This window comes from Barnesiella sp. ET7, assembly GCF_024733785.1.
GTDB lineage: Bacteria > Bacteroidota > Bacteroidia > Bacteroidales > Barnesiellaceae > Barnesiella > Barnesiella merdigallinarum.
The window spans coordinates 264,837-284,188 of sequence record NZ_JANRHM010000001.1 but is presented as its reverse complement, the minus strand read 5'-3'; the positions used below and the strand labels follow the sequence as shown (position 1 = coordinate 284,188).

At 54.6% G+C, this 19,352-nt stretch carries 14 protein-coding genes; 8 read left to right on the top strand and 6 right to left on the bottom strand.

Annotated elements, in window-relative coordinates; all coding sequences use genetic code 11:
• Position 1: 1 nt before the first annotated feature.
• Positions 2 to 934 carry a TIGR01212 family radical SAM protein gene (locus NW211_RS01065; protein WP_087408244.1) on the top strand — a complete coding sequence of 311 codons (933 nt, stop codon included), beginning with the start codon at positions 2 to 4 and terminating at the stop codon, positions 932 to 934.
• Between the two features lie 12 nt (positions 935 to 946).
• On the opposite strand, the gene NW211_RS01060 is transcribed toward NW211_RS01065, so the two are convergent.
• The gene (locus NW211_RS01060) at positions 947 to 2,698 is read right to left on the bottom strand and encodes a tetratricopeptide repeat protein (protein WP_258326625.1); all 1,752 of its coding nucleotides are present in this window, start codon (positions 2,696 to 2,698) and stop codon (positions 947 to 949) included.
• 444 nt (positions 2,699 to 3,142) lie between these two features.
• Between NW211_RS01060 and NW211_RS01055 the strand changes: the two genes are divergently transcribed.
• Together NW211_RS01055 and NW211_RS01050 are read left to right on the top strand one after the other, a co-directional pair.
• On the top strand, positions 3,143 to 6,841 hold the full coding sequence (locus NW211_RS01055; protein WP_258326624.1) for a T9SS-dependent choice-of-anchor J family protein: 3,699 nt from the start codon (positions 3,143 to 3,145) through the stop codon (positions 6,839 to 6,841).
• Positions 6,842 to 6,913: 72 nt separating this feature from the next.
• The gene (locus NW211_RS01050; RefSeq protein WP_258326623.1) at positions 6,914 to 8,662 is read left to right on the top strand and encodes a choice-of-anchor J domain-containing protein; all 1,749 of its coding nucleotides are present in this window, start codon (positions 6,914 to 6,916) and stop codon (positions 8,660 to 8,662) included.
• A 153-nt stretch (positions 8,663 to 8,815) separates the two neighbouring features.
• On the opposite strand, the gene queF is transcribed toward NW211_RS01050, so the two are convergent.
• The 3 genes from queF to NW211_RS01035 form a co-directional block, all read right to left on the bottom strand.
• Positions 8,816 to 9,271, bottom strand: coding sequence for a preQ(1) synthase (gene queF / locus NW211_RS01045; protein ID WP_258326622.1), 456 nt, complete (start codon positions 9,269 to 9,271; stop codon positions 8,816 to 8,818).
• A 9-nt stretch (positions 9,272 to 9,280) separates the two neighbouring features.
• Complete coding sequence (locus NW211_RS01040) at positions 9,281 to 9,964, bottom strand: queuosine precursor transporter (protein WP_258326621.1); 684 nt, start codon at positions 9,962 to 9,964, stop codon at positions 9,281 to 9,283.
• Positions 9,965 to 10,206: 242 nt separating this feature from the next.
• Positions 10,207 to 11,487, bottom strand: a complete 1,281-nt coding sequence (locus NW211_RS01035; protein ID WP_087408238.1) for a hemolysin family protein — start codon at positions 11,485 to 11,487, stop codon at positions 10,207 to 10,209.
• A 388-nt stretch (positions 11,488 to 11,875) separates the two neighbouring features.
• Between NW211_RS01035 and NW211_RS01030 the strand changes: the two genes are divergently transcribed.
• Both NW211_RS01030 and NW211_RS01025 read left to right on the top strand, forming a co-directional pair.
• Positions 11,876 to 12,148, top strand: a complete 273-nt coding sequence (locus tag NW211_RS01030) for an HU family DNA-binding protein (RefSeq protein WP_025278206.1) — start codon at positions 11,876 to 11,878, stop codon at positions 12,146 to 12,148.
• Between the two features lie 350 nt (positions 12,149 to 12,498).
• Complete coding sequence (locus NW211_RS01025) at positions 12,499 to 14,073, top strand: Rne/Rng family ribonuclease (RefSeq protein ID WP_087408237.1); 1,575 nt, start codon at positions 12,499 to 12,501, stop codon at positions 14,071 to 14,073.
• A 211-nt stretch (positions 14,074 to 14,284) separates the two neighbouring features.
• On the opposite strand, the gene NW211_RS01020 is transcribed toward NW211_RS01025, so the two are convergent.
• Both NW211_RS01020 and NW211_RS01015 read right to left on the bottom strand, forming a co-directional pair.
• Complete coding sequence (locus NW211_RS01020) at positions 14,285 to 16,753, bottom strand: bifunctional UDP-N-acetylmuramoyl-tripeptide:D-alanyl-D-alanine ligase/alanine racemase (protein ID WP_258326619.1); 2,469 nt, start codon at positions 16,751 to 16,753, stop codon at positions 14,285 to 14,287.
• Entirely contained in the window at positions 16,750 to 17,739 is a 990-nt protein-coding gene (locus tag NW211_RS01015) for a GSCFA domain-containing protein (protein WP_258326618.1), read from the bottom strand. The genes NW211_RS01020 and NW211_RS01015 overlap by 4 nt, the downstream gene beginning before the upstream one ends.
• A gap of 215 nt (positions 17,740 to 17,954) precedes the next feature.
• On the opposite strand from NW211_RS01015, the gene NW211_RS01010 reads away from it, so the two are divergent.
• The 3 genes from NW211_RS01010 to NW211_RS01000 are packed head-to-tail and all read left to right on the top strand — an operon-like array spanning position 17,955 to position 19,323.
• Complete coding sequence (locus tag NW211_RS01010) at positions 17,955 to 18,359, top strand: hypothetical protein (protein ID WP_143240913.1); 405 nt, start codon at positions 17,955 to 17,957, stop codon at positions 18,357 to 18,359.
• Positions 18,356 to 18,820 (top strand): hypothetical protein, encoded by a 465-nt coding sequence (locus NW211_RS01005; RefSeq protein WP_258326617.1) that lies wholly within the window; start codon positions 18,356 to 18,358, stop codon positions 18,818 to 18,820. Before NW211_RS01010 ends, NW211_RS01005 begins: the two co-directional genes overlap by 4 nt.
• Before the next feature lie 5 nt (positions 18,821 to 18,825).
• On the top strand, positions 18,826 to 19,323 hold the full coding sequence (locus NW211_RS01000) for a hypothetical protein (protein ID WP_258326616.1): 498 nt from the start codon (positions 18,826 to 18,828) through the stop codon (positions 19,321 to 19,323).
• Positions 19,324 to 19,352 lie beyond the last annotated feature (29 nt).

The following is a 19,352-nucleotide window of genomic DNA, read 5'->3' as shown; positions in this document are numbered from 1 at the left end:
GATGATGGAGCGGAAGCGCTATCGCGATTTTGCCGATTTCCTGGGCTCTCGCTTCGACGGCAAGGTGCAGAAAATCTCGTTGCATGCCGGCTTTACCTGCCCCAACCGCGACGGCACTATCGGGGTAGGGGGGTGCACCTATTGCAACAACCAGACTTTCAGCCCCGACTATTGCCATACGGGCAAGAGCATTACCTGCCAGATCGACGAGGGTATCGCCTTTTTTGCCCGTAAATATCCCGATATGCGCTATCTGGCCTATTTCCAGGCCTATACCAATACGTATGGAGAACTTGAGGAGCTGAAACGCAAGTACGAGGAGGCGCTGGCTCACCCCGGTGTGGTGGGCATTATCATCGGTACGCGCCCCGACTGCATGCCCGACGACCTGCTCGCCTATCTGGCCGAGCTGTCGCACCGCACCTTCGTGCTGGTGGAGTATGGGGTGGAGAGTACCTGTGACGAGACCCTGCGACGCATCAACCGCGGACACGACTTTGCCGCCTCGGCCGATGCCATTCGTCGCACTGCGGCTGCCGGGGTGCTTGTGGGTGCCCACCTGATACTGGGATTGCCGGGCGAGACCCGGGCACAGATGCTCGACCATGCCCGCCGCATGTCGCAGTTGCCTCTCGATACCCTCAAGCTGCATCAGTTGCAGCTCATCAGGCACACCCGCATGGCTCGCGAGTATGAGGAGCGGCCGCAGGATTTCCACCTCTATGCGGTCGACGAGTACATAGACCTGGCTATCGACTTTGCCGAACGGCTGTCGCCCCGCATCGCCATCGAGCGGTTTGTGTCGCAGTCGCCTGCCTCGCTGCTCATTGCCCCCAACTGGGGGCTCAAGAACCACGAGTTTACCGCCCGTCTGTTGCGTCGCATGCGCGAACGCGATACCTGGCAGGGACGCTTGTGCGAGGAGGGTGTGTGAATAGCCGCGAGATTAAAACCGGGTCAGGAATTTGACCAGGTCCTCTTTTTCGGAGAGTCCCAGCTTTTTGCGCAACCGGTTTCGGCCCGATTCGATGCTGCGCACCTCCTTGAAGGTGATGGCGGCAATCTCCTTGGTCGAGAGGCCCAGCCTCAGCAGGGCACAGAGGTGCTGGTCGTTGGTGGTCAAGTCGGGGTATTGAGCCGACAGCTTTTGGAAGAACGAGTCTTGTACGTTTTCAAATCGGTAGCGGAACTCCTCCCAGCTGCTTTGGGTGTTGTATTGGTTTATTTTCGAGATAATCTCTTTGATGTGTTTCCGTTTTTCGGTCTCCTTGACATTGATTTCGAGTAGGAGTCTCTTCATCTCTTCGTTTAGTTTCTCGATGTAGTTTTCGTTCTGTACCGATTGAATCGAGAGCGAGGTCAGCTCTTTTTTCAGTTGCATCAACTGTTCGTCCTGGATGGCAATCTGCTCTTCCAACTGCTCCTTTTCGCCCTCTTTCTGTTGCAATTCGCTCTTGAACTGTTGGTGAGTCTTTTGTATCGAAGCCTCTTTGTCGGCTCGTTTGTGTGCCAAGTTGGTTCGGTAACGGAGCAGAACGACCACCATCACGGCGATAATGATTCCCAACAGCGTGTAGACGATAATATTTCTTTCTCGCGCCTGCTCGGCCGCCATTGCCTCTTGCCGGTTGCGCTCCTGCCCGGCCAGATACATCTCTTCAATATCGGTAACCTGGTGTCGGTTCTCGATGTCGGACAGGGAATCTTTGATCGATACGGCCCGGGCCAGGTTGCGGTAGGCGTTGGCATATTCGTTTTTCTCGGCATAGATTTTGGCAAACAGGTTCAGCAGGGGAACCAGTTCCTTGTCGTTGTGGCAGAGGTCGGCTTGTTGTTTCGCCTTTTGCAGGGCCTCCAGTGCCGCGTCGGTGCGGTTGAGCTGCAGGTATATTTGAGCCAGCAGCCGGTAGGTATAGATGAGAAAGGGACTTTGCCCCTTTTGAAGCTGGTATTTCTCCACCTCTTGTATGATTTTCAGAGCCAGCAGCGGTTCGTTGCGATTGAGATAGATCGAGGCAATGCTCTGTTGCATGAGCATAATCATGTCTTTGTCCTTCTCGGCATCGAGCTGGTGTATGGCCAGGAAGGCGTATTCCAGGGCCTTGTCGTGATTTTGCTGTTTGGCGTAGGTGATAGCCAGGTTGTTGTAGTTGACAAACAGTTTCTGCTTGTCTTTATGAGCCTCGTTGAGTTGTATCGCCTTGTTGAAAAAGGTATCGGCTTGAGCATACTCTTTTTGATGCTGAAACGTGCTGCCCAGGTTGTTGTAGATGATGGCCGTCATATCGTCCATGCGATACTTTTTGGTCTCTTCGAGGGTGTTGAAGTAGATGTTGATGGCCGGGGTCGACATGCCCAACGACTGATAGGCCGAAGCCTGGATAAGAGCCAGATTGACGATGGCCTTCTCCTTGTCGAGCCCGTCGGAAAAGTTCTCCTGCAGGAAGCGCCGGGCCAGTTTGGTGTATTCGATGGTGGGGTTGTAAAGTCGGCTCTCACTGAGCTTGACCGCCATGTCGTACAGGGTGGCTATCGCAGTCGAGTCGGGGAGCGATGCCGTTTGCAACAGGTGCATGGTCGAGTCTATATCGGACTGGTCTTGTGGAGTATATGAAACTGATTTATGGATGCTTGGGTCGTATATTTGCCGGGCCTCTTTCAGAAACTGTTTCAAGTTGGTCGAGTAATTTCGAGCCATGCCATATTGAACGGGAAAAACAAGAAATAGAACTCCGCATAAGATAATTTTCAGGGGAAGAGGTTTTCGATAGGGTTCTTTCATGATCGTAGCACTTTGAATGTGTATGACAAAGATACGAAATATTTATAATTTATTATTTTACTCGGGGTGTGAAAAATAGATTTTTACCTCTCTCGGGGCTGACAATAATTTTTCTTACTTGAAAATGCTATTTTAAAAGGATTGCTAAACAATTGGTTTATATCTATATACGGGCTAATGCCGTAGTGTTTTCTACGTTTGGTCCCGGATTGCAGTAGTTGGCTGGGGGAACAAAACTTTACGGTCTGTGAGATTTTGTTTTCATTTGTAAAGAGCTAACGAATCGGTATGATTACGTTTTGTATATCCCCGTATATATGATGTAGGCAATAAGAATTTGTTTTTTTAAATGGTTGTTTTATGAAAAAGATTTTCCTCTTTGTTGTTCTTGTCGTATTGAATGCAGGTCTCGGGTTTGCCGGGCTGCACGAAACATTCGACGGAGGTGTGTTTCCACCTGAGGGTTGGACTACCACGAGTAAGCCCAGCACGTTGACCGACTATCCCCAATGGAGCTCGACGGATGTCATCGATCCGTTTGTATTGGGATACACCACCGGCGGCTATGCTGCCTATTCCAGGTCGGGTGGTTTCGGCGAAGGACTGGAGACCGACTCGTGGCTGGTGACCCCTCAAGTCGAAATCAAAGCGGGAGAGTATTTGCACTTCATGTTGGGTGCCAATTGGGCATCCGGTATTGAGTCCGAAGAGCGGGCGTTTGAGGTGCTTGTTTCCCAGTCCGATACGGCAAGAGTCAATTTTACCGATACCCTGATGTGCATCTCGCCGCAGAATTTATTGCCGTGGGGCGCCTATGTGTTCGACCTGTCGAAGTATGCCGGCAAGTCTATCTATGTGGCATTCCATGAAAGAGGTCACGGAGGATACTCTTTTGTTTCCAATTTGACCTATGTAGACGATGTGAACATCGATGGAAATCCGGGTGCCGACATGGCTATCTACGTGGTAGAGGGGTTGGGCACATCCTGCGATACGGAACACCCTGTCCAAGTCGAAGTTGTCAATACCGGTTTGTCGGTCACCTCGTATCGGCTGAACTATCGGGTAGGCGATGGCGACGTGGTTTCGGAGGTAGTGACGGAGCCGTTGCTTTCCGGCGAACATAAAACGTATCTCTTTGCCCTGAAAGCTCTGTGTGTAGAAAATGAGACGAGTGTGATAACGGCTTGGGTCGATGGTGTTTCGAACGACTTGAATGTCGAGAACGATACCCTTTCGACCGAGATTGAGGTGAGACCGTCGATTGAGTACCCGTATGAGATGAATACCGAGAATGCCACGACCGATTTCTCGAGTTCCAGTACACCCTCCATGCGCTCGGCCTATTGGGCATACAGCACCGATAACGAAGGTTGGGTTTCGGTACCGTATAAAGGCAACACGGCGTTGTTGAGAAGCAACTGTATCTCGCTGCCGGCCGGGAGTGTGCGGGTCGAATTTGAATACATGTCGAGTCTCGACTTTACCATGTCGGTCAAGACCGGCTATTTCGTAAAGAAAGAGTATGTCGAGGTGGGTGTATCGGACAAGTTGCCGGCATCGGAAACCGAATTTGCCAAAGCGGCGATTGTCTGCTCGATCGAAGAGGCCGGATTGGTTTCGCTGGCTTTGCAGGCCAACACCGAGGCTCAGGTTGTCGTGAAGAATATCCAGATAAAAGACCCCTACGAAGATATTATCGCCGAGCGCATCACCTCGCCCAAGCTGTCGGCCAAGCTGGTCAACAACCAGGTGACGGTTGCGGCCCGGTTCAAGAATGGCGGCAAGATGGCACAAAGCCATATCCCGGTCTATTTCCAGGTCGACAACGGTGAAATCGTATCGGGCGAGATCGACCAGTTGGCTGCCAACGAAAGCAAGGAGTATGTATTTGAAACTACGTGCGACTGGAGCACCCCGGGCGAGAAGGTGGTGAAAGTATGGTCGGCCATGGCTGCCGATGGTGACTTGACGAATGATACCGTCTCTACCCGCGTGGAGGTATATACGGCGCGCCCCTTCCCGCACGATATGGGATTCAACGACGACTCGTCCGACGTGATTTACTGGTCGTCGTATAATCCCGACCAGGACGGGGTTTACTGGGAACCCGTATTGAATGCCACGAAAGGTTTGCCCAAAGAGGGGAGCGGTATAGGTTACATCGATTCTTTTGCAGGCATCACGCACAACGACTGGTACATCAGTCCGGCCATTGCGATGCCGCAGGGAAAAGCCCGCATTTCGTTCTACTATGCAACCGTCTACACGACGGGCGAAAGCTCGCTGCAGGTCTATATGGGACGCAGCGACGACCCCGACGAGATGACTACGCTCCTGTGCTCTTATCCGCTGGATGTGGCCGGGCAGTATCATTACGGGTATGCCAGTTTCGATATACCCGAGGCCGGCAATTACTATTTCGCCTTCTACAACGAAGGTACGGGCCGCAATGTGATTCTCGACGATGTGCGTATCGATGCCGCCGACGATATAGCCATGACCTCGGTTTCGCTCGACTGCCAGAGCGGGTTCAACTTGAGCGAGGCAGCCGTGACCATGCGCTTTGTCAATGCGGGTGTTTCGCCTCAGGAGAACGTGAAGGTCTCGTATACGGTAAATAACAGCGAGACCGCCGTGTCGGAGCTGTTTGCCGGTCCGCTGGCTCCCGGCGATACGGCCGTCTATACCTTTACCCAAAAGGCCGATATTTCGGCCAAGGGAAGCTACGTCTTTACCTGCTCGGCGAAGAGTTCGGCCGATACCGACAGCTACAACGATGCTCTGCCGAGTGCTACTTTGCAAAACTGGCCCAATGCTACCCTGCCGTATAAAGAGGATTTCGAAGATGCTACAACCGACCAGTACTGGAGCCTGCATTCGTCTACGTCGGCCACTCTGGTGATTGCCCACTCCCAGTGGGGTTCGGGCTCGGCCTACGATGGAATGGGATTGCTGGGATGCACCGATCAGATGAGTGCCGATGTCGATGCCTGGGCCCGGTCGCAGTGCATAGAGATACCGGCCGGCGAGTATGAGTTCTCGATGTTCTATCGTACGATGTTGAATCAACCCTCGTCTCCTGAAAGCCCTCTGTCTTATGTACAAAGATTCAGAGTCTATTTGTCGACCGACCCCGACGATATGTCGCAGGCCATGTTGCTGTACGACAACGACAGCGTGATTGTGAAAGACAAGTATTATGCCAAGCTGCTGGTACCGGTAACGGTAGCTGCCGACGGTAACTATTATATTGTCATCAACTGCTATTCGCCCAAGGGTAACGGTTGCCTCTATCTCGACGATATTGAACTGAAGCCGACCTCTGAGGCCCAGACGACCCTCCCGTACAGTTCCGACTTCCTGACACACGAAGATGAGTGGTACCACTACAGCCCGGCCTCCAACATCGAGCAGTGGTCGGCCCAGACCGAGGGCGACGAGACCTTCATGGAGTCGATGTATATCTGGTACGACTACGACGTGGAGTCGAATGCGCTGCCGGGTCTGCTGGTGGCTCCCTCGGTGGCCTTGTCGGCCGGCGATTCGGTGAAGGTGACGATGGATTACATGATCATGATCGACGACCCCTCGAGCAACCACGGGCAGAACCTGAAGATCTACATGGCCGACAAAGATACCCCCGACTCCTATACCACGCTGGTGGCTGAGGGCGATGTGATAGACGAACGCAGCGAGGTATCGGGTACGGTTTGCATTCCTCACGACGGCATCTACTATTTTGGTGTGAAGGCCGATTGCCCGCCGGAGTTCTCGGCTACCCTGATGCGCATCTACGCCTTCGATATGGAGCGCACTCATACCGTATCGGGTGTGGAGAATGTGAATAACGATGCAGCCTCGTTCTTCTTCGATGGCGAGCGGCTTCACATCGTGGGCGACTATACGGAGGTGGCGCTCTACGACTGTCGGGGTGTTGCGATGGGTACCTATCGCGACGAGTCGATTATCGATTTGAGCAGCCTCTCGTCCGGAGTCTATATTGTCCGACTGCTTACCGGCAACCGGGTAATTTCGGGAAAGATACTTGTTCCATAATTTCAGATAACTAAGCAAGAGAGGGGTATGCTCTCACAGGCATGCCCCTCTCGTATTTAATTGGATTTTCGCATGAATAAGTTTTGTTTTGCAGGGCTCGCCATGGCGTTGAGCCTGGGAGTTTCGGCGCAACCGATGTATGAGTTGCCCCGGATAAACACGTTGCTCCGGGAGCGTCCGTTGGATTCGAAAGTCATCTGTTATTCGACGGCGGGTGCCACCCTGCCGTATACCGAGAATTTCGACACCCCCGATGTGTCGACCGTTTTGCCCGCGGGCTGGAGCGTATCCGACGCGAGTGCTACCGCGGCGTTCACCATACAGGTAAATGCGTTGAGCGGAATTACGGCACACTCGGGCAAGTATTATCTGGTTTCGGGTCCCGACAGTCGCGGGAATGCCCGGGATGCCTGGGCCTTTTCGCCGGCCTTGAGTCTGGAGGCGGGCAAGCCGTATTATATTGCCTTGTATTGTTTTGCCCCCGGTTACCAAGGTGTGGCCGACCAGTTTGAGATTACGGTGGGCTCCGAGGCTTCGGCAGCCGCGCAGACGCAGCGCCTGGTCGACCGCACCGGCGAGCAGGCCGAGATATGTACCGAGTGGACCAAGGTAGAAGGGGTATTTACCCCCGAGACGGCGGGCGAGTATTACTTTGCCATACACCATTGTACCCCGGCCGGGACGCAGGGCAATGCGGTCGGCTTCGATGACTTTACGGTATCGAGTGAACCTCTCGTGGAGTTGCCGTCGGTCGAGGCCTACTATACGGGCGGCCTCTGGTCGTTTACGGCCGATACGGTCTATGTGGGCGATTCGGAGCCGTTGAACTACGGGGCTACCGGGCAGAACGTCGATTCGTACAGCTGGGAGTTCGGTACCGATGCCACTCCCGCGTCGGTACAGGCAGCCTCGGCCTCGGTCGTGTATGTCACCGATGGGGTGAAACAGGGTGTAGTGACAGCCACCAATGAGAACGGGACGGCCAGCGATACGCTGGAGACCGGGGTCGTGCACCTGTCGCCTGCCGTGATGGACTATGTGTGCAACCGTCGGAAATCGGACGAGCTGACGACCTATCAGGTGAGCGAGTATGGTTTCATGCTGGGCTTGAACTCGAATTACACGACGATTGCCGAGAAGTTTACCCTCCCCGACAATGCCCGGGGCGAGGTCGACGAGGTGGTCATCTATACCTACCTCTATGCTCTGGATGCCGCGAACCAGGAGAAGAGTTTGATTTTGAGTATCTATGACGAGGGTCCCGACGGACTGCCGGGCGAAGCTGTCGCTTCGTTCTCGGGGCGCCTGGGCGAACTCTTCGGGAGTGAAAACTCGGTGGGCCAGTTCTGTACGGCATTCTTCCCGGCCGTAGAGGTGACGGGCAGTTTCTTCGTGGTGCTGGAATTCCCCGAGATTACACCCGATGCCGACAATATGCTCGGGTTGGTTTCGACGAAGAGCCGTACCCAAGACGACTGCACGGCTTATGCCAACTATCAGGGCCGCTGGTATGCGATGAACAGCCTCTATGGCGGCGCCAATCTGTCGTCGATGATTTCGCCCCGCTATCGGTTTGTAGCGGTTTCGGCGGTTCAGAATGTCGCAAACGACTCGGCCCTCTCGCTGAGTATGACGGGCGAAACACTGTATATACGGGGAACCGTTGCCGGTGACCTCTATCGCGTGTTCGACCTGTCGGGCCGTATGGTGGCCACCGGTGCTACGGATGAGGCCGAAACGGTCGTATCGCTGTCGGGCCTTTCGAGTGGCGTCTATGTGGTTTGTATTGGCGGTAGGCCTGTGGGGAAGATGGTGAGATAGTATTTTTTTGACGACCAGTTGCTGTCCTGGAGAGCAGGAGGACGACCGGTCAAATTTCATAACGTGTGGGCCCTGTCGGAGCTGTAAAGGCAACCGATAGGGCTTACACGTGTATAGAGGGTAGGGACTCCCGACCAGGCGGGAGGTTTCGTGTTACTGGTGGTTTTGCAACCGTTGGCGAGCCATCTGCTCATACTCGGTGCCGGGGCGCCCGTAGTTGCAGTAGGGGTAGATGCTGATACCGCCGCGGGGGGTAAAGAAGCCGGTCACCTCGATGTATTTGGGCTCCATGAGGAGGATGAGGTCTTTCATGATGATGTTGACGCAATCTTCGTGAAAGGCTCCGTGGTTGCGGAAACTGAAGAGGTAGAGCTTGAGGCTCTTGCTCTCGACCATACGCTCGCCGGGAATGTAGTCGATCTGTATGGTGGCGAAGTCGGGCTGTCCGGTGATGGGACAGAGGCTGGTAAACTCGGGGCAGTTGAAGCGCACCCAGTAGTCGTTTTCGGGGTGTTTGTTGGTGAAGGTTTCCAACACCTCGGGGGCATAGTCTTGCCGATAGGTAGTCTTATGCCCCAGCAAAGTAAGTTGAGGTTCTTTCGATTCCATAAGATTGAATTATTGTAAATCTTTTATCTTGAAGATGTTGTACGATACCTGACGGTCGTACACGTCGCTGCCGTCGATGCGCTTGACCAGGCGCACCACCCGTACGGTCACGGGCAGGATGATGATTTCGTAGGCGGTCTTGAGGCAGGCCTGGGTGACGATGAGCACGGCCAACTCCTTGACCGGGACTACCCCGCCGAAGGCGATGGGGAAGAAGAGCAGCGAGTCGGCGCTCTCGCCTACGACGGTCGAGGCGATGGCCCGCAGCGAGAAGTGTTTGCCTCCGCTCGAGATTTTCATCCTGCTCATCACATAGGCGTTGAGGAACGAGCCGGCCAGGAATGCGATGAAGCTGGCCAGCAGGATGCGTGGGGTGGACGAGAAGGTGGCCACGAAGGCATCCTGGCCTTCCCAGAAGGGGGCGGCGGGTAGGACGATGGCCAGCTGGATGAAGATGACCGCCAGCAGATTCATGAGGAAGCCCATCCAGATGATGAGCCGCGCCTTGCGGTAACCCCACACCTCGGCGATGCAGTCGTTGATGATGTAGGAGATGGGGAAGACGATGAGTCCGGCGGTTGCGGTGATGCCTCCGAGCGAAACCATTTTCACCTCGAGCAGGTTGGAGCAGATGAGGCACACACAAAATACGATGCCCATCACGAGAAAGGGCAGAGATACGGTACGGTTCATAGGTCTTGTTTTTTACGTGGTGTTCAAGCACACGGGAGGCGCACGCAGGTCCGCCTCACAGGTTCTGCAAAAATTTCGGCTGCAAAGGTACGACTTTTTTGCACATTCGCAAACCGGTTTGTCGGGAGGGGTAGCGAGGATGTGTTGTCGGTCGGGTGCCCCCCGGATACGACACGAGGGGCGAATCCCGGTGTGAGGCCGCGGTTCACCCCTCGGTTGTGGGTATGGCGATTGTGATTCGGTTACTCTTCGGGCTTGGGCTCTTCGTGTTTGTGTACCAGTACCTTGTCGATGCGTGCCCCGTCCATGTCGACAATCTCGAACGAGAAGCAGAGCCACTCGATTTTTTCGCCCTCGGTGGGGATGTGCTGGAGCAGGTCGAGGATGAGGCCGCTCAGGGTGTTGTAGTTGAACTCCTGGTAGCGGTCGGTCATGTCGTAGTGGTCGAGGAAGTCGTAGAACGAGCACTGTCCGTCGATAAGGCACGAGCCGTCTTCGCGGGTGACGATGTCGGCCGAAGGTCCGGCCGAGGCCGAGCCCACCAGGGCCCCCAGAATGTCGCTGATGGTGACGATACCCTCGATGCTGCCGAACTCGTCGGTCACCAGACCGTAACGGTGGTTCTCGTTGCGCAGCCGTTCCATGGCAGTATATACGCTCATGTTCTCGGGCAAGAAGTAGGGAGTCTCGGCCGCCTCCCTGATGTTGAAGGTGGGGTCGTCGATTTTGGCAAAGAGTTCCTTCAGCGACACGATGCCGATGATGTCGTCGAGGCTGTCCTCACAGAGGGGGTAGACGGCGTGCAGGTCGTGGATGATTTTCGACTTGAGGGTGGCGTTGTCGTCCTGTATGTCGAGGCAGACGAGGTCGCTGCGGTGGGTCATGATCGACGAGATGTTACGGTCGCCCAGGTTGAATACCCGTTCGACAATATCCTGCTCGACCTCCTGCACGCTGCCGTCCTCGGTACCTTCGCGCACGATGGCTTTGATTTCGTCTTCGGTGATAGCCTCCTTCTGTGACGAGAGACCCAGAAACTTGCATACCCCTGCCGTACTCTTGGTGAGTACCCATACGAAAGGAGCGGCAATGAGCGAGAGCCACGACATGGGTCGCGATACGATTTTGGCAACCCGCTCGGCTGCAACCATACCGATGCGCTTGGGCACCAGCTCGCCGATGATGAGGGTGAGGTAGGTAACGGCTATGACGATAATCGCTTTGGAGACAACCAGCGCATAGGGGGCCAGTACCGGGCTTTGAGCCAATACGCCGGCCAGGTCTTGGGCCAGAGCATCGCCCGAGTAGAGACCGGTGAGGATACCGATGAGGGTGATGCCTATTTGTACGGTGGAGAGGAATCGGTCGGGGTCTTGCGAGAGTTTCAGGGCCGACTGTGCGGCCTTGCTCCCCTTTTTGGCACTGTTTTCGAGTTTGACTTTTCGGGCCGAAACCAAGGCGATTTCGGACATAGAGAGCACTCCGTTACAAAGAATGAGGAGTACTATGATAAAGATTTCCATGTGAGAATTAAAAAATTACAGGTCGAAGATACAAAATATATATGGGAATGCGGCAGGAATATGAGGGTAGGAATTTATTTTTAATTTTATTTAGTTAAATTGGCTATTTCTGTCTCCCTGTTGATTCTCCGAAGGCAGCTTCGCAGCGGTTGCCGCAACCTCTGATGAGTGAAAAACAGCAGATTCGAAAGAATTAAATGGTAAACGATGAAGCGAAAATGAAAAATAAGTGCGATATTTGCACCACTAAACCGGAGAGGCTCCCTCAAGAAGTGTTTATTTGAGAAAAAAAGAGGCTTTTGCTTTTTTAGATGGGCAAAAAGCTATATATTTGCAGTCCAAAAAATTAAAAACAATATATTAGTACATAATTATAATTTATACAAAAATGACAAAGGCTGACATCGTAAACGAAATTTCTAAAAACACAGGTATCGAAAAAGCTGTGGTTCTTGAAACCGTTGAAAAATTTATGGAAACCGTAAAAGGTTCTTTGGCAAAGGGTGAAAACGTATATCTGAGAGGCTTCGGCAGCTTCATCGTAAAGAAAAGAGCCCAAAAGACAGCTCGCAATATTTCCAAAAATACGACGATCATCATCCCGGCTCACAACATCCCCGCTTTCAAGCCTGCTAAAACATTCATGGGCGAGGTAAAATAAAGCACGACACAAACACAATTAAATACTAATCTTTAAAACATATCGTTATGCCGAGTGGAAAGAAAAGAAAAGGCCACAAGATGGCTACTCACAAACGCAAAAAAAGATTGAGAAAAAACAGACATAAGAAGAAATAATGTCTGTCTGCTCTCAATGAATGACAGCACATAAAGAACAAATTTGATGCGTTTCGTTTCGAGGAGGCATTGGATTTGTTCTTTCTGCTTTATCGGCCCCGTTCGTCGTATGTGCGAAAGGGGCTTGTTGAAATTTTTTGGGCGGAAAGACCGGGCGGTTTGCAAACTGCCGGTACCCCCGCCGAACTAACAGTAATCTATAAATCACAAATTATGACCAGCGAACTTGTAGTAGATGTACAACCCAAAGAGATTTCTATTGCACTGCTCGAGAACAAACGGTTGGTCGAGCTCCAGAAGGAGGCTCGGAACATATCGTTTTCGGTGGGCGACATCTATTTGGGTCGGGTCAAGAAGCTGATGCCGGGACTCAACGCTGCGTTTGTCGATGTAGGTTACGAAAAGGATGCTTTCCTGCACTATCTCGATTTGGGTACTCAATTCAACTCGAGTGCCAAGTTCTTGAAACAGTCGCTTGCCGACCGCAAGCGGGTGTTGTCGCTCCCCAAGTTCAATCTGCTGCCCGATATTGAAAAGGACGGCACGATAAACGATGCCTTGAAGGTGGGCCAGGAGGTTCTGGTACAGATTGCCAAGGAACCTATTTCGTCGAAGGGCCCGCGATTGACGGCCGAAATCTCCTTTGCGGGCCGCTTTCTGGTGCTGATTCCTTTCTCGGACAAGGTTTCGGTATCGCAAAAAATCAAGTCGAACGAGGAGAAGCTGCGCCTGCGCCAGTTGATACAGAGCATCAAGCCCCGCAACTTCGGGGTGATTGTGCGCACGGTGGCCGAGGGCAAACGGGTGGCCGAGTTGAACAACGAGCTCAAGACTCTGGTGAAGTGTTGGGAAGATATGCTGGTGAAGTTGCAGAAGGCGCAACTCCCCTCGCTCGTCTACGAAGAGACCGGGCGTACCGTGGGGCTGCTGCGCGATATTTTCAGCCCTTCGTTCGAGAATATCTATGTGAATGACAAGGAGACCTACAAGCAGATTCACAACTATGTGAGTCTCATCGCTCCCGAACGCAAGGATATTGTCAAACTCTACGAGGGCGAATTACCGATTTTCGACAACTTTGCCATTACGAAACAAATTAAATCTTCGTTAGGAAAGACCGTATCTTTCAAAAGCGGAGCGTATGTAATCATCGAGCATACCGAGGCGTTGCACGTAATCGACGTGAACAGCGGCAACCGCTCCAAAGCCTCCTCCGACCAGGAGAGCAATGCCCTCGATGTAAACATGAACGCTGCCGAAGAAATTGCCCGGCAACTGCGGTTGCGCGATATGGGCGGAATTATCGTGATCGATTATATCGATATGGACGAGGCCGAGAATCGTCAGAAACTGTATGATCGCATGCGCGAACTGATGGCCAACGACCGTGCCCGTCACAATATCTTGCCCTTGAGCAAGTTCGGGTTGATGCAGATTACCCGCCAGCGGGTACGTCCGGCCCTCGATATCATTACCAGCGAAGATTGTCCGACTTGCCACGGCAAAGGCACTATTCCTCCCTCCTTGCTCTTTACCGATTTGTTGGAGTCGAAAATCCATTATTTGGTGTACAAGTTGAAAATCAGAAAATTCACTTTACACGTGCATCCTTTCGTAGCTGCTTACATCAATCAGGGAGTCTTCTCGCTGAAGATGAAATGGCGCTGCAAATATACCTTCCAGATGAAGGTGATACCCAATCAGTCGCTCGCTTATCTCGAATATAAGTTCTTCGATGCCGAGAAAAACGAGATTGACCTGAAAGAAGAGATTGAAATCAAGAAATGAGAGACCCGTTCGGGTCTCCCGGTTGTGAGAGGGCTCGCCTGACGGCGGGCTCTCTTTTTTTTGTGCGGGAGGCAGGGCGGTTGGTTCTCTTGTCTGGGAGGGGCTCTCTGTGCAGCGTAGGTGGAATGGGTCGGATATAAAGACAGCCCCGCAGGGGTGCTGCAGGGCTGTCGGGGGAAGGAGGGCCGGGGGAGTAGACGAACGGTCTCGTCTATTCCCGGTAATAAATGCGTTTGACACGGGTCGATACCGAGGTGAGTATCTCGTAGGGGATGGTTCCCAAGGTCTCGGCAATCTCGTCGACGGGCAACTGTTCGCCGAATATCTCTACTCGGTCGCCGGGCTGGCAGTCGATGTCGGTCACGTCGATCATGCACACATCCATGCAGATGTTGCCCACGATGGGGGCCCGTTTGCCGTTCACCACCACGCACCCTTTGCCGTTGCTCAGGTGACGGTCCAGTCCGTCGGCATAGCCGATGGGAATGGCGGCGATGCGTGAGTCGCGGGAGAGCACGCCTTTGCGGCCGTAGCCCACGGTTTCGCCGGCAGGCAGCGACTTGATTTGCAGAATGGTGGTCTTCAGGGTGCTCACGGTCTCCAGTCCGCAGGGCTCTGCAATGGGCGACACGCCGTAGAGGCCGATGCCCAGGCGCACCATGTCCATCTGGTACTCGGGGAACCGCAGGATACCGGCCGTGTTGAGTATGTGGCGCAGTATCTTGTGTTTGGAGTGCTGTTGCAGGTAGTCGGCACAGCGGGTGAAGGTGTCGATCTGCTGGTGCGAGAACTCGTCGAAGCGGGGTTCGTCGCTGCCGGCAAAGTGCGAGAATACCGAGCGGGCCAGCACTACGGTCTGGTCGTTGAGAATCTCGACTACGCGGGGTATGTCTTTCTCTTCGAAGCCGAGACGGTGCATGCCCGAGTCTATTTTGATGTGCACGGGATAGCCGGCCAGGCCCAGCTTTTCGCCCTCGGCAATGATGGCCTTCAGCAGTTCGAAGCTGTAAATCTCGGGCTCGAGGTAGTAGCTGAAGAGGGTTCGGAAGCTGCTCATCTCGGGGTTCATCACCAGAATAGGCATGGTGATGCCCGCCTTGCGCAGCTCGGCCCCTTCGTCGGCCACGGCCACGGCCAGGAAGTCGGCCCCGCGATCTTGCAGGGTCTTGGCCAGTTCGTAGGAGCCGGCCCCGTAGCCGAAGGCTTTGACCATGCAGATAACCTTGGTCTCGGGGCGTAACTTCGATTTGAACAGGTTGTAGTTGTGTACGATGGCGTCGAGGTTCACCTCGAGAATGGTCTCGTGCTGTTTCAGCTCGAGGGTTTCGGAGATGAGTTCGAAGTGGAACTCACGGGCCCCCTTGATCAATATCAACTCGTTGTGGAAGTCGGCCGGGTCGAGTTGCGCGAGGAAACTCTCGGTCGAGGGGTAGAACTCCTTCTTGAGGTTGAAGAGGTAGGCGTTATCCGAGATGACAGGGCCGATGCCGATGAGCCGCTCGATGCCCTTGTGCAGGACGATGTCGGCCACCTTGCGGTAGAGGCTGGCGGGGGGTAGCCCCGTCTGGTAGATGTCGGAGAGGATGAGGGTGCGGCGCATGCCCTTGGCGGCGGCGCGGCGGTTCTGGAAATCGAGGGCGATGGTGAGCGAGTTGATGTCGGAGTTGTAGCTGTCGTTGATGATGAGACAGTTGTTTATCCCCTCTTTCACCTCCATACGCATGGCCACCGGGGTAAGCCGGGCCATGCGCTCGGCAATGACTTCGGGCGGCCGGTTGAAGTAGAGCATCACGGCCAGGCAGTGTATGGCATTCTCGATCGAGGCATCCTCGACAAACGGTATCGTGAAGCTGCAATGGTATTGCAGGTAGGTATATTCGATTCGGGTCGAGTCGCTGCCCTTGGTAATCTTCGAGATGTAGAGCGGTTTGTCGCGGTCTTTGCGCGACCAGGCTATTTCGCGGCATCCGAAGCAGAGCTTCTCGACGCACTCGCCGATGAGCTCGTTGTCGCCGTCGTAGATGATGCAGTCGCAGGCTTTCAGCAGGATGAGCTTCTCGAGGCATTTCTGCTGTATGGTCTGGAACCCCTCCTGGTGAGCCTCGCCGATGTTGGTGATGAGACCCAGTGTGGGTTTGATAATCTCCTCGAGGTGTACCATTTCGTCGGGTTGGGAGATACCGGCCTCGAAGATAGCCATCTCGGTCTTGGGACCGATTTGCCATACCGAGAGGGGAACACCGATTTGCGAGTTGTAGCTGCGGGGCGAGCGCACGGTATTGTAGTCGGGCTGGAGCAGTTGGTAGAGCCACTCCTTGACCGTGGTCTTGCCGTTACTGCCCGTGACGCCTATCACCGGTATCTGGAAGCGGCGGCGGTGTGCGGCAGCCAGTTGTTGCAGGGCGTCGAGCGTGTCCTTTACGACGATGAAGTTGGCATCGTCCATCTCCTCTTCGCCGGGAATGGAATGTTCGACTACAAAGTCGCGAACTCCTTTGCGATAGAGGTCCTTGATGTAGCGATGGCCGTCGTTACGTTCGGTCACGAGGGCGAAGAAGAGAGTCTCTTCGGGAAAGGTGAGCGACCGGCTGTCGGTGAGCAGGGCGGTGATGATATGATCCCGATAGTCCCGTTTCTGGGCTTTGACGATTGTGGCTATTTCGGTAGTCGTGTAGTTCATATCTGTTTGATTCTTGTTTTTAATTCTTCGATTTCATGGGAGACGTCGATGTAGGGATAGGCTTGATGGAAGCGTATGACCCGGTCGAGCGTCTTTTGCAGGAACGTGCGGTAGCCCTCGGTGTCGCCGGTGAGGGGGCGGTGGGCCAGAGCGGTGTATATCTTGTACCATTGTGTGGCTATCTCGCGGCTCTCGGGGGTGAGGTACGACTCGGTGAGCACCTCGCTGATGTAGGCGATGGCCGAGGCCGAGGGGTGCGTCATGTCGGTGTCGTAGAAGCGGTAGTCGCGCAGGTCGTCCATGAGGATTTCGTAGGAGGGGAAGTAGTCGCAAATGCGGCTCTCGCGTTGCAGCCGGTCGATGGCCAGCAGCAGGGTAGCCTTGCTCAACTGGTTGCCGTGAGCTCCGTCGCGGAGGTGGCGTATGGGACTCACCGTGAAGAGCAGGCGGCATTGGGGCAGGGAGCTCTCGATGTAGCGCACGATGGGGAGCCAGCGGGCCACGATGTCGTCGACCGCGAGGAGTTCGCGCGTGAAGGTCGAGGCCGGTTGCTTGTGGCAGTTGGCCACTACCTGGCCGGTTGCGTTGAGCCGGTAGACGTAGGCGCTGCCCCAGGTAACGACGATGCGGTCGGTTGCCGGCAAACGGTCGTGTGCCGCAGCCAGGCGGCGGTTGATGTGTGCCAGTGCGCTGTCGCGGTCGGGGCTCGAGAAGCGGGAGTGGTGGTCGTAGCTGTGCCACAACCCGCCGGAGAGGAACAGGTCGTCGGCTGTGAAGGGTGCGCCCGAGACCATGCGCTCCCAGTTGCGGACAATAGACTCGGGATTGTACAGTGTGCCGAACGGGTTGATGTCGACATCGAATTTGCGCTGTTGCAACCACGCACCCATATTCTCGACAAAGCACGAACCCAGCAGCAACAGGTGTTGCCTGTGGTCCAGATAGCCGAGGTGTCGCGGCGGGTCGATGACGGTTCTGAAATTCATAACTCTCGCTCGATTTTTAATTTCAAAAATAGTTATTTTCTTACCGATATACACACTGTTTTAACATCTGAAAAAATAAAAAAATATAACATGATGGTAAAATAACCACATTATTCTTGTAAAAATACCAAAATTGAATTATATTTGCACTACCTGTTTTGCCGGGTGCGTGTGAAGCACCCCCGTTTGTAGCTCTTCCTGCAATATAAGAGAGTATGGAATTATATTACAAGGAAGAACGAGATCGCGATTTGTACCGGGCCTACAATGCCGCCCTCAAGTCGCTGGGAAAAGCCGCCCTGGATACCCCTCGCGAGAAGGTAATCCGCCGGGTGGTCTATTCGGTAGCCCCCCGATTCTACATCAGTTACGAAGAGGCTCGCCGCAATGTGAAGCGCATCTTCAGCGGGCAGTCGCCTCGTTGTGCCTCGGCTGTCCGCATTGCGATGTACAACGACTTGGCCAACCTGCTGGCCAGCTACCTGCGCCGTCGGCCCCGGGCTACGTTCAACGAAGCGCTTTGCGCGGTGTTGGCCGAGAAGCCTGCACCCCGTTTCTATCTGTCGGAGCGGTCGGCCCTGCTTATCATTTACCGCATGCAGAGGGGAGGTGCCTCATGAGGCGCCTGGTCCGTTGCGTGTGCCTGCTGATTTTGCTGGCCGAGGCTTCCGGGTGCAAGAGTGTCCGGCAAAGCACGGCGTCGCAGCGGGCGCAGTGGGAGGGCGAGGTCGAGCGTGAGCTGACGGCCGTGGTCGACTCGGTGCTTCGCTACGAACTGGAGGGGAGCTCCCGGTGGGAGTGGACGCAACTCGACTGTTCGCTCGATACCGTGCGTCCCGACGCAACTGCCCCTCGCTTGCGGGTGACCCGCCTCACCCGCACGGCCTCGGTAGCGGCCCGTCGTGAGAGTGCGGTGGGCGACTCGCTGGCCGTGCGGTCGAAGGGGCAGGTGCAGGGGCGGAGCGAGCAGTCTGCGCATGACACGCGCCAAACCCGCACCCCGGGCCTGTCGCTTCTGGGGTTGGTCGGGGCAATCGTTGTAGTTCTATCGATTATTTACATCATAATAAAAAGGAGATGAGAGAGATGAAAGATGAGAAAAAAGTGTGGGAGACGGTACTGTTTTCGTTTTCCGAAGATGAGATTTTGCGTGAGCTGACAGCCGAGAGTTCGTATGTGGCCAAGAGTCTGGTCGGCACTGCCGAGTTGCAACCGGGGTGGAGTCGCTCGATTGTTGTGACCGAGGACGACCGGCTGTTTCTCGACCGCTGGCTTTCCGATGCCCGCGACGCGATGACGCGTTCCCTGTCGGCCTACCTGTCGGGCGAGTTTGCCTCGACCGACAACCGGGTGGTCTTTGCCATCGTGTTGCCCGAGCATCGGGCGCAGGGGCTCGACGAGTCCATTTGCCACCAGCTCGAGCGGGCCATCGTGCACCATGTGCTGGCGCAATGGTTTGCCACCAAGCTGCCCGACGAGAGTGCCCGCCGGCAGTTGCAGTACGAGGGTGCCCTGTCGGCCGTCAAGAGCGACATCGGGCTGGCCCGCAACCGCCGCCCGCATCGCCCGACGAACTATTTTTGAAACTTCGGGCTTGAGGTTGTTGGCGGGCA